Annotated in this window: 8 protein-coding genes and 2 tRNA genes; all 10 read left to right on the top strand. The window is 38.6% G+C overall.

The annotated features are described in order from the left end of the window. Nucleotides 1–60: 60 nt before the first annotated feature. A complete protein-coding gene (locus ACIQXP_RS01515) occupies nt 61–2439 on the top strand; it encodes an ABC transporter permease (protein ID WP_387504275.1) in 2379 nt (792 codons plus the stop codon). Between the two features lie 90 nt (nt 2440–2529). Next, nucleotides 2530–4911: an ABC transporter permease gene (locus ACIQXP_RS01510; RefSeq protein WP_387504276.1), complete on the top strand. Its 2382-nt coding sequence runs from the start codon at nt 2530–2532 to the stop codon at nt 4909–4911. A 77-nt stretch (nt 4912–4988) separates the two neighbouring features. Further along, nucleotides 4989–7382 (top strand): ABC transporter permease, encoded by a 2394-nt coding sequence (locus ACIQXP_RS01505; protein ID WP_293743401.1) that lies wholly within the window; start codon nt 4989–4991, stop codon nt 7380–7382. A 78-nt stretch (nt 7383–7460) separates the two neighbouring features. Continuing rightward, a complete protein-coding gene (locus ACIQXP_RS01500; protein ID WP_293743402.1) occupies nt 7461–9887 on the top strand; it encodes an ABC transporter permease in 2427 nt (808 codons plus the stop codon). Nucleotides 9888–9963: 76 nt separating this feature from the next. After that, on the top strand, nt 9964–10647 hold the full coding sequence (locus tag ACIQXP_RS01495; RefSeq protein WP_387504277.1) for an ABC transporter ATP-binding protein: 684 nt from the start codon (nt 9964–9966) through the stop codon (nt 10645–10647). 53 nt (nt 10648–10700) lie between these two features. Then, complete coding sequence (locus tag ACIQXP_RS01490) at nt 10701–11504, top strand: helical backbone metal receptor (protein ID WP_387504279.1); 804 nt, start codon at nt 10701–10703, stop codon at nt 11502–11504. Nucleotides 11505–11604: 100 nt separating this feature from the next. After that, nucleotides 11605–11907, top strand: a complete 303-nt coding sequence (locus tag ACIQXP_RS01485) for a hypothetical protein (protein WP_387504280.1) — start codon at nt 11605–11607, stop codon at nt 11905–11907. A 153-nt stretch (nt 11908–12060) separates the two neighbouring features. Beyond that, a tRNA-Leu gene (locus ACIQXP_RS01480) sits at nt 12061–12142 on the top strand. 452 nt (nt 12143–12594) lie between these two features. After that, nucleotides 12595–12676: transfer RNA gene (locus ACIQXP_RS01475), tRNA-Leu, on the top strand. 161 nt (nt 12677–12837) lie between these two features. Then, a complete protein-coding gene (tig, locus tag ACIQXP_RS01470; protein WP_293743408.1) occupies nt 12838–14193 on the top strand; it encodes a trigger factor in 1356 nt (451 codons plus the stop codon). Nucleotides 14194–14238: the final 45 nt, after the last annotated feature.

The following is a 14238-nucleotide window of genomic DNA, read 5'->3' as shown; positions in this document are numbered from 1 at the left end:
TGGAAGGTTTAAACGCCCAATCCCTCAACCCTCAACCTTTTTACCCTCAACCTCAAAAATATGTTCAAATTAAACTTAAAAATCGCCTTACGCAACCTCTGGAAAAATAAAACCTCTTCCTTTATCAACGTAGTTGGTTTAGCTATTGGCCTTGCTGCCTGTTTAATGTTGCTCCTGTATGTTACTTACGAATGGAACTTTGATAAGCAGGCTAAAAACTGGCGGAATGTATATGTTGCCATGACTAATGTTCCTGGGGAGAGTAATAAAATCGCCGCAACTTTTAATGGTACTACAACTGCTCTCGGTCCATTATTAAAATCGCATTTGCCAGAGGTGAAATATGTTGCCCGCATGGATTACGGCAAAAAAAGTTTAATTGCTAACGGACAAAACAGCTATAAAAAGGATTCAAAATTTGCTGAACCTGACCTGCTTAAAATGTATGATTATCAGTTTATTTCAGGTGATCCGAAAACCGCGTTAAAGAATCCGCTTTCTGCGATTTTAACGGAAAGTACAGCAAAAACTTTGTTTGGAACAACCGATGTTTTAAACAAAGTTGTCCGTTATCAGGATAGGGAAAATTTGACCATTACAGGTGTTATCAAAGATCTGCCAGAAAACAGTTCTAATCGTTTTGATTTCTTAATGCCCTGGTCGTTCTATGAAATTCTTGATCGAGATGTTAAAGATTTAAACTGGAATAATTACAGTTTCGTAACGATGGTATTGTTAGATCAGAATGCAGATATTGATTTGGTAAATCGTAAAATTGATGCTTTGGTGAAAGCAAATGCGCCACAAAATGCACAATCACAACCACATTTTCTGTATCAAGCCAGCAAACTGCATTTGTTCGGGAAGTTTGAAAATGGCAAACCCATAGGTGGCGATATTGAGCAAATTTACCTTTTTGTTGGTTTAGCATTTGGGATTTTACTGATTGCCTGTATCAATTTTATGAACATGGCTACGGCAAAATCGGAGAAAAGAGCAAAGGAAGTCGGTATTAAGAAAACCATTGGGGCAAACCGCTCGTCGCTAATTCTTCAGTTTTTAACCGAATCGATGGTTCTTACATCGATTGCGGTTGTACTTGCCATTGCTTTACTTGAACTTTCGCTTCCGGCATTTAATCGATTGCTAAACTTCAATATTGGTATTTCTTATTTTAGAGCGACGAGTTGGCTTGGGATATTGGGAATTGTATCAGCCACGGGGCTAATAGCAGGTAGTTATCCGGCTTTTTATCTCTCATCCTTTAATCCAATCCAAACCTTAAAAAGAAAAATAAATGCCAAAGGATTTCTAAATATCAGTTTAAGGCAGGTTTTGGTGATCGGGCAATTCTGTTTCGCTATTATACTCATTATTGCAACGTTAGTTATCTATCGCCAGATTCAATACATTAAAAATAAGCCCGTGGGCTTTGATGTTAATGCGCTGGTCGAAATGCCTCAGGAGGGAGAATTGAAAACCAAATTCGATTTATTTAAAACCCAATTGCTAAAAGCAGGAGCTGTTACGTCGATGTATCAATCATCTGTTAGTCTTTCTCATCATGGCCGAAATTTTATGGATATAAAATGGGATGGAATGACTAAGCCTGAAAATACAGTTATGTTCAACCAAGTGGCTACCTCATACGACTTTATTAAGACTAATGGCATTAAATTACTGGCGGGAAGAGATTTTTCAGAACGTTTTGCCTCAGATACCAGCGCAATTATGGTTAGTGCATCGGCTGTGAAAGTATTTGGCTACAAAAATCCGATTGGTAAAAAAGTAACGCTTTTCGGTACAAACGCACACATTATTGGTGTGTTTGATGATTACGTATGGGATTCTCCATACAAATCGAACAATCCACAAGTTGTTTTCATCAATTTAAAGCAAACCGGTACCATCACCATGCGTCTAAATAATGCAAATAGTTTGCAGCGTAATATCGAAACCATTAATAGAATTACAAAAGCATTTAACCCAGCTTACCCAACTGAGATCTCATTTGTAAACTCACTGTATCAGGAAAAATATAAATCAGAGCAAATATTGGGAATATTATCTAACCTCTTTGGTGGATTGGCCATTTTTGTTTCCTGCCTGGGTTTGTTTGGCCTTGTTGCCTATAGTTCCGAACAACGTACCAAGGAATTTGGTGTAAGGAAGGTTTTAGGCGCATCTGTAGCCAATTTAATGCAGTTGCTATCCCTGTCTTTCCTAAAAATGATCGCTGTAGCCGTCGTAATTGCCATACCAATCGGTTATTTGTCAATGGTAAAATGGTTAAATAATTTTGAATATCATACAGAATTTAGCTGGTGGATTATGCCGCTAGCTGCTATTGGAACTTTGATGATGGCATTAATTACGGTGAGCTTTCAGGCTTATAAAACGGCGAAAGCTAACCCTGTTGATGCTTTAAAATACGAATAATACAAGGTGAAAAGGTAGAAGGTAATGAGGCGGAAGGTTTCAACGCCCAATCCCTCAACCCTCAACCTTTTTACCCTCAACCTCAAAAATATGTTCAAATTAAATCTAAAAATCGCCTTACGCAACCTTTGGAAAAATAAGGGCTTTACATTAATCAATGTTGGTGGTCTGGCCATTGGCATGGCTTGCTGTTTAATGTTGCTGCTGTATGTTAATTACGAATGGAGTTTCGATAAACATTATGAAAAAGCAGATAAGGTTTATTTCGCAGCCTTAAACCTCAAATTTAATGGCAAACTGTCCACAACCATGGCGGTTCCAAATAAACTAGCTAAAGCCGGTGTTTCAGAACTGCCAGGCATTAAAAGTGCAGCCCGCATATCGATGAATAACGGAGAGAAGTTGTTCAGCCATAATCAGCATCATTTTAAACTTTCAGGGATGAGTGTTGATCCGGATTTTTTAAGGATCCTTGATCACAAATTTATCTATGGAGATCCAAATACGGCTTTAAGCGAGCCGCATAACATATTGATTAGCAAATCTACTGCCAATAAGCTATTTGGGGATGAAAACCCGATCGGACAAAGTATTAAATATGACAACAGAATCAGTTTAAAAGTGACTGCCGTTATCGAAGACCTTCCCAAAAATCAGAGTATGCAATACGATATATTGCAGCCATGGGCTTTTTTTGAACAGGAAAATCCGGCAGAAAAAGAAAATAGTTGGGGTGCTATTACCTGTTTAACATTATTCCAGCTAAAAGATAATGCCGATTTAGCAGCTACCAACACAGCTATTAAAAACTTCATCGTAAATAAAGAGCCTGATCTAAAAGAAATGACTTATCAGCTATTTCTTTTTCCTTTGACTAAATTTCATTTGTACGATCATTTTGAGAATGGAAAATCGGCTGGAGGTAAAATAGATCAATTGCAGTTATTTGTTTTTCTGGCTATCTGTGTATTGCTTATTGCCTGCATCAATTACATGAACCTTTCTACGGCCAAATCAGAAAAGCGGGCCAGGGAGGTTGGTGTGCGCAAAGCTTTGGGCTCTACGCGTAATACCATTATGGGCCAGTTTATGATCGAATCGCTGTTCTTGTCAGCTGTAGCTATGGCTATTGCCTTTATTACTGTTGAGCTTTCCTTGCCATATTTAAATAACCTGCTCAATATTTCCATTAAGATTGATTACAGTTCTTATCCTTTTTGGGTGCTGTTAATCTCGATGATATTGATTACAGGATTACTTGCGGGAAGTTACCCCGCATTTTATCTTTCTTCATTTATTCCGGTAAAGGTGCTTAAGGGTTTTAAGGGTTCAACGGGTTCATTATCTATCCGCAAAACATTGGTGGTATTCCAATTTAGCCTTTCCATTTGCATGATTATATCTGCTATTGTAATTTACAGACAGATACAATACATGCGTGATAAACCACTTGGGTTTGATGTAGCGGCACTTGCTCAGATCGATTTGGAAGGTGTGTTGAAAAATCCAGGTAAACTGGAGGTATTCAAGAATGAACTTAAACGTGCTGGCGCAATCGAATCAGCAACAGAATATGCCAGCTCTTTTACAAACAGCGGAAACATTACAAGTGATATTTCTTGGCCAGATAAACCTAAAAACGATGTTTCGATCGTTAGTTATAGAAGTACAGGTTTTAATTTTGCCAATACAGCAGGTATTAAAATCGTTGCAGGAAGAGATTTTTCATCAAAATTTCCTGCCGATACGGCGACCTCTTTATTGCTAAATCAGGAAGCAGTTAAGTTAATGAAATTGAAAAATCCCGTTGGAACGGTTATTACCTGGGGTGAAAATCCACCGCTAAAAGTAGTAGGAGTTGTACAGGATTTCTTTAATGAATCTTTAGGAGCCAGAGTTTCACCAACTGTTTACTATTATAATGCGAAAAAAAGTGAGACACTGTTGCTTAGGCTGAATACCAAGCAGTCCTTAACAACGTCGTTGGAAACTATTAAGCAGGTCAGTCAACGTTTAAATCCCGCATATCCGGCAGAAATAAAACTGGTAAGCGATGGTATGGCTGAAAAAATTAAAAGTGAAAAGCTTTTAAGTGTCCTCTCTAATATCTTCGGAGGTTTTGCCATTTTTATTTCATGCCTCGGTTTGTTAGGGCTGGCGCTTTATATGGCCGAACAGCGCAGTAAGGAAATTAGCATCCGTAAAGTGTTGGGCGCCAATCTTTCTGATATTTTAATTCTGCTGAACAAAGATTTTATGAAACTGGTGGTTATTGCGAACCTGATTGCCATTCCGGTGGCATACATACTCGTAGCTAAATGGCTTGAAAAATATGATTACAAAATTTCGATAAATCCCTGGCCTTTTTTGCTGGCACTTTTAACATCGATAGTGATTGCTTTGATTACAGTAAGCCTGCAAACGTTTAAAGTCGCCAAAGCCAATGCCGTTGATGCACTTAAATACGAATGAGGCAGAAGGTTTGGAGGTTGAGGGCGTAAGGTGAAAGCGCCCAGACCTTAAACCCTACACCCTAAACCTTAAACCATATGTTCAAACTTAATCTTAAAATCGCCTGGCGAAACCTTTGGAAAAACAAGGGTTATACATTGATTAATATCCTTGGCCTGTCTATAGGGATGGCAAGCTGTATCCTGATTTTCATTTTTATCCGTTTTCAGCTCAGTTTCGATGAAGGTTATAAAAATGAGGATCGGATTTATCGGGTAGTTACCAACTGGAAATACAGCGCCTACGAAGATTTTTCTTCAGGAGTACCCGTGCCTTTTGCTGCGGCTGCCCGAAATGAAATTGCTGGATTTGAAAAAGTGGGTTCAATTGTAAAAAGAAACGCCTTTCTACAGATAAACGATGCCAACGGAAAAGAGAAAATGAAAAGTCAGGAGGCTGTATATTATGCGCAACCCGATTTTTTTAATGTCTTAAGTGATATTAAGTGGATCTACAGTGTGCCGGAACTTGCCCTGGCAGAACCCAATACTGTTGTGCTGTCAGCACAATATGCTGAAAAGTTTTTTGGTAGCGTAAAAGATGCGATTGGAAAAAACATCAGGCTTGGCGAAAAAATTAACCTGAAAGTAGCTGGCATTATTCAGGATATGCCACAAAACAGCAGTTTCCCTCTAGAAATTGTAATTAGTTACGAAACCTACAAAGGTCGGTTCAATAGTAACTGGGATTCAGTCAACTCCGCCTTTTGTAGTTATGTCCTGCTAAAAGAAGGTCTTAAACCCGAAGATTTGCAGCAATCAATAGCCAATTTTAATAGAAAATATTATCCGGTTGATAAAATAGCGGGTAATCAGGAAAACAAATTACAGGCATTAAGAGCTATTCATTTCAGCGATAAATACGATAATTTCGCAAATGCATCTATCAACCGTAGTCAGATTTACGGGCTGGCTATAATTGGTCTGTTCCTGATCATTACTGCTTGTATTAATTTCATTAATTTAAGTACTGCACAGTCGGTAACCCGATCAAAAGAGGTAGGCGTCCGTAAAGTAATGGGCAGCAAACGCAGCCAACTGATCTATCAGTTCTTAACCGAAACTTTTGTAGTCAGTTTAGCCGCTTTACTTATTGCGTGTGTAATTACTGAACTGGCCATACCGCACATGCAGCATCTTTTCAAGGGCAGGATCGAATTCAGCCTTTTTGGTCATCCATCAATCTTTGCATTCATGGCATTACTGGTTCTATTCATTGCTTTTCTTGCAGGATTTTATCCGGCACTTATTATTTCCGGTTTTAAACCTGCCCTGGCTATAAAAAATAAAATAGCATTGAATAAAGGAGGGTTGAGCCTTCGGAAAATTTTAGTTGTAGTTCAGTTTGCAATTACCGTAGTTCTTATTGTCGGAACTTTGGTAGTGATAAGGCAGATGCAGTTTGTGCAGCAAAAATCACTGGGATTTAATCCGGATGCCGTTGCTATGGTTGGTATCCCTAATGACAGTTTAAGTAAAATCAAATATAACACGTTTAAAGAGCGGATAAGCAAACTTCCGGGTGTTGAAGATATTAGTTTTTGCCAGTCGCCGCCATTATCGGGTAACATCAACTCCAGCGATTTTACCTACAATGGCGTCAAAAACAAGGATTTCGAATTAAGGAATATTCGGGCAGATGAAAATTTCTTTAAGGTTTTTGATTTGAAATTAATTGCCGGAAAATTATATCATAAGAGTGATACCGCAAATGCCTGTGTGGTTAATGAAACTTTCCTGAAGAAAATGTCGATTACAAACCCTCAGGAGGCAATAGGAAAAGTAATTTATGCGAGTGGGAATACCGTGCCTATTGCAGGTGTGGTAAAGGATTTTAACGACCAGTCATTAAGAGAGCAGATTTCGGCACTTGCGATTTTTCCCGGAAAAAACGATTATTGGAATGTGGCGGTGAAAATAGATAGCAAACAAATTGCTGCTACAATGAAAGAGATTGATAAAATATGGAACAGTACTTTTCCTAACGGGGTTTTTGATTCAGCTTTTGTAAATGAAACCATCAACAGTTACTATGAAAGTGAACAGATTATGGGGGTGTTGTTTAAAATATTTGCCGGTGTGATTATTTTCATTTCATTTATCGGTTTATTCGGATTAATCTCATTTGTGGCCACGCAAAGAACTAAAGAAGTTGCCATCCGGAAGGTTCTGGGAGCCTCAACGCTTGAGCTCGTAAAAATGCTGAATGGTTCTTTTCTCGTTATGGTCTTCGTTGCCAATATCGTGGCATGGCCCCTTGCTTATCTTTTTGTTTCGAAATGGTTAGCCGGTTTTGCCTATCGAATTGATATCAGCATCTGGCCATTTGCATTGGCTATGGCCATATCAATGGCAATTACGCTGGTTACGGTCAGTATCCGCTCATATAAAGCGGCCTCGGCAAATACTATTGATGTACTAAAATATGAATAATGAACTGCGGTAAGCGCTTGGCATTCATCGTTACTTTCCCGCTTATTGCTAAACGTCGCACCTTTAACCTTAAAAAATATGTTTAAACTTAACCTCAAAATCGCTTTACGTAATCTTTGGAAAAACAAGGTATATGCCACCATAAATATTGTTGGCCTGGCCCTTGGACTAACTGCTTTTGTACTCATGATTTTGTATATCAATCATGAAGAAAGTTACGATAAATGGTCTCCGGAATTAAAAAACGTCTATCAGATTAGGGAAAAACATGATTTTTTTACCCCTGATAATAAGGAACACTGGAATGAGGTTTCAAACAGCCGCATCGCAAATTTGATCAGGACGAAATTGCCACAGGCAGTTGCAGTAACTAAAGTAGATAACGACTGGAGTTTTGGCAGTGGTTATTCGGTTAAAACAGACAACGCCGATCCGGTTATGGTGAATAAGATCAAAGATTCGGATAGCAGCTTTTTTAAGGTTTTCGATTATCAGTTTGTTCAGGGCAGTGCCGATAAAGCGCTTGAAAACAAGAACACGATCGTTTTAAAAGAAAGCATTGCCTTAAAGCTTTTCGGCACAACAAAAGCTTTGGGTAAAACAATAAAAATTATCCGCTGGAGGGACGATAAAGGCAATGTATTAACGGTTACCGGTATAATCAGTGAGCCTAAAACGCCACAAAGTGTTCATTTTAGTGCCATTATGAGAACCGGAAATAAAGATAAAGACCCTGATGAACCGACCAATAACAATTATTGCCTGATGTTTACTAAACTGAATAAAGCCAGCGACACGTTGGTATTGAACCAGACTTTACAGAAATTATATGTCGATTTCAGGAAAAACTTATTGAAAGGACAGGAGGAGGATTATGAAGATATGCAAAAACCTAAAAAGTTGCCGGGCTTAAAAGTCATCCCGTTAGCAACTGTGCATTCCAATCCGCCGTATACCCTGAGCTGGTTCGAAAAGTTAAAACCTGTAATGGCCATATCGGCATTTTTACTCCTGGTTTCAATCATTAATTTTATCAATCTGGCCACGGCACAATCTGTTCAGCGGGCCAAGGAAGTAGGGGTAAAAAAGGTACTGGGTTCTTATAAAAGCCAATTGACCGCTCAGTTTTTGGTTGAATCGGGGTTGCAGAGCCTGATTTCGCTTTTTCTCTGTATTGTTTTAATTGAAATGGTTTTGCCAGCTTTTAACCAGCAGTTTAATGTGGCTTTAAGTTTTTGGCACAATGCCAGGTTATTGGTCCTGATTGCCCAGCTGGTAGGCCTGTTTTTGTTTGTAACCTTGCTTGCAGGTTTATACCCGGCCTGGGTTTTATCTAATTATAATCCTGTAGCTGTTTTAAAAGGCAATTACGAAAACGGTTTGCGAGGCGTAGTTCTTCGTAACGTATTGGTTGTCTTTCAGTTTGTCATTTCGGTGACGTTTATCATATCCATTGGTGTAATGGAAATGCAGTCCCGGTTTATGAGTAGCAAGGATTTAGGCTTTGAAAGAGGAAATCTTATCAATATAAAGACTAATTATGAAGATAACTTTGTCGAAAGGCTGAAGAAAATACCAGGTGTGCAGTATGTTGCAACGACTACTCAGGTATTAGGCAATAGTTTTAATGTGCCTGAAGAAATTAAATACAAGGGCAAACCCATAAACTTAAATACCGTTACCGTTACGATGGACGCACTGCCGGCGCTTGGTGTGAAAGTATTGCAAGGCCGGATTTTTTCCAGGGAATATAAAAGCGATACGGTTAATACTGTTGTTTTAAACGAAGCAGCTGCAAATTTATTCGGAAAAAATTTAATCGGACAGACCTATCAAAAAACCGATTGGGAAGGTAAGAACAATGTTTTTCAGGTGGTTGGCATTATTAAAAACTATCATAACGAAGGCTTTGATAAAGCAGTTTTGCCAACGGTTTATAAGGTAACCAGACTTGGAGGTACTTCAAATACAAACAATTTACTGGTGCGTTTCAATACGGCTCAAAATAAAGAGATCATCAGTAAAATTGAAAAGGAGTGGAGAATGCTGTATCCGAACTTTCCGATAGAGTACAATTCTCTGGACGATGCTTTTTCGAAAATCCTCGAAGAGAATAGGCGATTTATGAATATGATTGTATTGTTCAGCCTGGTTTCTGTCTCCCTGTCATTACTTGGTTTATTTGCACTTTCTACATTCGTGGCTAAGCGGAAAACCAAGGAGATTGCAGTAAGAAAAGTGCTTGGGGCATCAAACATCCAGATTGTAAGCTTGCTCAACAAATCCTTTCTGATTCTGGTGGTTGTGGCAAATGTAGTCAGCTGGCCTATTGCTTATATTATTATAAAAAAATGGCTTGAAGGCTTTGCTTATCGGATAGACGTGCCCTTTATACCTTTTGCCGCTGCTACGTTAATTTCAGTAATTATAGCCATCCTTACGGTAAGTATACAGGCACGAAAAGCCGCTGTAACCGACCCGGTAAACGCACTTAAATATGAATAACACCCGCGTATAGCGTTTGGTGTTTAGGTTAGATTTTTCACTAGCCGCCAAACGCATTGCGCTCAACACTAAAAATATGATACAACTTACCAATATCGAAAAATACTACGCCAGCAAAGGTGTTAAAAGTTATGTGTTACGCTTAGTTACCACTACCATTAATCAAGGCGAATTTGTTTCTGTTATGGGGCCATCCGGTGCCGGAAAATCTACCTTGCTTAACATTATCGGCATGTTAGAAGAGCCCACTTATGGTAATTATTACTTTATGGGCGAAGATGTAACCAGTTTAAATGAACGTAAACGAATTGAGCTTTACCGAAACCATATCGGTTTCGTGTTTCAGGCTTACCATTTAATTGATGAGATGACGGTTTACGAAAACATTGAGGCGCCACTTTTATATAAAAAGGTGGGTAGCGCCGAACGCGCCAGCAGGATAGCCGATCTGCTCGACAGGTTTAATATCGTGGCTAAAAAAGATTTATTCCCAAATCAATTGTCGGGCGGTCAGCAGCAGTTGGTAGGTATCGCACGGGCCCTGGCAGCGCAGCCTTCCATTATTCTGGCTGATGAGCCTACGGGAAATTTACAGTCGGCCCAGGCTGAAGAAATTATGAGCCTGTTTAAAAAGCTCAATGAAGAGGAGGGTATTACCATTATACAAGTTACCCATTCAGAAAAAAATGCCCAGTATGGAAATCGTATATTACACATTGCAGATGGCCTTATAAAAGAAGATATCAAGATTCAAACTTAACATATTTCCAGTGGGAACAATCCTTTTTAACTGTGGTTAATTACCTTTGCCATATGCAAAAAACGTTTACCGATCAGATGGGGCGGGCGGTGACCATTAATTTTCCACCCAAAAGGATTGTTTCTGTGGTGCCCTCTCAAACCGAATTGTTATTCGATCTGGGCCTTGATACGGAAATTATTGGTTTAACTAAATTCTGTATCCATCCGATAGAAAAATTTGCGGAGCGTACCAAGGTGGGCGGCACCAAAAAGCTGAACATTGATCTGATTAAGGATTTAGAGCCAGATCTCATTATCGGCAACAAAGAAGAAAATACACAGTCCGATATCGAAGAATTAGCCGAATATTTTCCGGTATGGATGAGCGACATCTTCACTTTGGATGATGCCATGAAAACCATAGCGCAAATAGGCGAGCTGGTAAACCGGCAGCCAGAAGCCAGTTACCTCAACCATTTAATATCAGCGGGATTTGATGACCTGAAAACACTTGCGCTTCAAAATAAAATTGATAAAAAGGTGGCCTATCTCATCTGGCGGAAGCCTTATATGGCTGCGGGAAAAAATACATTTATTGATGATATTTTGCTAAGCAATGGTATGATGAACATCATCCATCAGGATCGCTATCCCGAAATAATGCTTGAGGAACTGAACACTTTGAACTGTGAACTGATTCTGCTTTCATCAGAACCTTATCCTTTTAGCGAAAAACATATAAAAGAAATAAATGAGGCCATTCCAAATACTAAAGTAATGCTGGTTGACGGCGAAATGTTCAGTTGGTATGGAAGTCGATTGGTTAAAGCAGTTCAATACTTTTTTGAATTCCAGAAGCAAATTATTGATCTTTAGACGCAATTTTTTATCATTTGTAGCATATCTTTAATTTCGATCGTTATCATAATTACAATAAGTGTTATTTAATAAGCAATATTGGTAAAAACATAATCATATGAAAAAGAAATTAGTATTAGCCTTATTTGTAGTGGCAATTTCTGGTTGCAGTTCAGTTAAAAATGGAGAAAAAACCAGTACGGTCACCGCAAGTGGAACAATAGAAAAGCTAGGGATCACTACTTTTCAATACGGTACGCATTTATTAAAAGCTGACAATAAAACTTATGCTTTGAAAAGTGGAACCATAAACCTGGATTCGTATTTAGATAAAAAGGTTACGATTAAAGGAAAAAAAGTTATGGGTTATCCTGTCGACGGTGGTCCGGAACTGGTTGATGTAACGCTGGTAAGATTTTAATTAAATGGAATTGTAATAAAAGTATTAAGCTGGTTTGGCTGGTACTTTTCTTGGTTTGTGTCTCACGCACCTTCCGGATCAAATTTTATAATTCATAAAAGTTTGATTATTCAATTAAGTTTCTATCTTTGCAGTCCTTAAAACATCCTATCTGCGGAAGTGGCGTAATTGGTAGCCGCACCAGACTTAGGATCTGGCGCTTCACGGCGTGGGGGTTCGAGTCCCTTCTTCCGCACTATATGTAAACCGTTCTGATATCCAGGGCGGTTTTTTTGTGATCAATGGTCATGTAGTCGACGACCTATCTATAATGGTAATCGATTAAAAGTGATACCCATCGACTCCGTTCACGGTGACACCAATTTTATATTTTTTATCAGTCAAGGATATGGTTCGGCTTCGTTCCTGGGTAAGTTTGGTGTTTTAAAGATTAAAGGAAGTTCTGTAGCCGCCCATTTTTAAATTCCTATCACCGGTATTTCCGTTTAGTGAAATAGATGTTGAAATAGGGGGCAAAGCCGTTTAACGATTACACGGACTTGTGGAAAATGCATTCGCCCGTAAAATTTTCTCCTTAAAAATTAATGAGTTAGCATTTATTTTAAAGAATACACACTAAAATATGGGTGATACCTTTTGATTATCCAATCTTGTTTCTATCTTTGCAGTCCTTACAACATCCTAACTGCGGAAGTGGCGTAATTGGTAGCCGCACCAGACTTAGGATCTGGCGCTTCACGGCGTGGGGGTTCGAGTCCCTTCTTCCGCACAACAAGATAAAGGCCGTTCCGATGTTTACATCGGAACGGTTTTGTTTTTAAAAAACATTGATTAATAAAAATTGATGTACTGTTTCGGTTGTGTCGATATATGGTTTTATCATGTCTCAATGCCCCGATCTGAAGCACATCTTAATATATCTCAGAAAAAATGAATATTACACAGGAAAAAACCGGCAACTTAAATGCTGTTGTAAAAATCAAGATCGCACCTGCTGATTACACTGGAAAAGTAGATAAAGCTATTAAAGATCAAGCTAAAAAAGCACAATTACCTGGTTTCCGCAAAGGAATGGTTCCTGCTGCCCACATTAAAAAGATGTACGGCAAAAGTATCTTAGTAGAAGAGGTAAACAACTTGTTGAATGATACCTTATCTAACTATATCGCTGAGCAAAAATTGGAAATTTTAGGTCAGCCACTCCCTAAAATGGACAATGAACGTGAATTCAAATGGGATAATACCGATGATTTCGAGTTTGATTATGAATTAGGTTTAGCTCCGGCTTTCGACGTAAATATTTCATCTAAAGATCAGTTTACCGAATACGTGATTAAAGCTGATCAGGAAACGTTAGAGAGCCGTATCAAAAATATCCGTCGTAGCTACGGTAAAATGACCAATCCTGAGGTTTCAGCTGATGGTGACGTGCTTTACGCCGAATTGACCCAGGTGGCTGAAGATGGTACCGCTGTTGAAGGTGGCATTACCAGTACAGGAAGTGTTCGTTTAGATCAAATCAAAGATAAAAACATTCTTAAATCGCTAATTGGTTTAAAGAAAGACGATGAAGTAACCATTGATATTCAAAAAGCATTCGAAGATGCTGCTGTAATTGCAAAAGCTTTAAACATTTCAGAAGACGAAGCTGCTGCGCTAAAAGGGGGCTTTAAGCTTCATGTTAAAAACGTTAACCGTTTAGAAGAGTCTGATTTAAACCAGGAGTTTTTTGATAAATTATTTGGTGAGGGTACGGTAACTGACGAAGCTGGTTTCAGGGCAAAAATCACCGAAGAAGTAGAAAGTATGTTTAAACAAGATGCTGAGCGTAAATTATCTAATGATATTTATGAAGCATTATTAGCTAAACACGCATTTGAATTGCCTGACGAATTCTTACGTCGCTGGTTAAAAGCTACAAACGAAAAACTAACGGATGAGGAATTAGCTGAGGGTTATGATGATTTCGCTAAAAATCTGAAATGGACGTTGATCGAAAACAAAATCATCAAAGATAATAGCATTGAAATCAAGTATGAGGATGTTGTTCAGGCAGCTAAAGCTAAATTGGATGCACAATTCAGAATGTACAGCCCAAGTCCGCTTCCTGAAGATCAGTTGGCTCAATATGCTGTTCAGTTTTTACAGGAAAAAGAAAATGCAAACCGTGTTTTCGAAGAAGTAAAAGCATTAAAAACTTTCGAACAAATTAAATCTGTTGTTACTCTAGAGCAAAAAGATATTGATTACGATAAGTTTGTCGCGTTGGTAGAGAAAAAAGCATAGGGCATAGAGCCAGGAGCTTTTAATATCATAATATAAAATCTTATT

The organism is Pedobacter suwonensis, from assembly GCF_044762335.1.
Lineage (GTDB): Bacteria > Bacteroidota > Bacteroidia > Sphingobacteriales > Sphingobacteriaceae > Pedobacter.
This window is presented reverse-complemented; position numbering and strand designations above follow the sequence as displayed.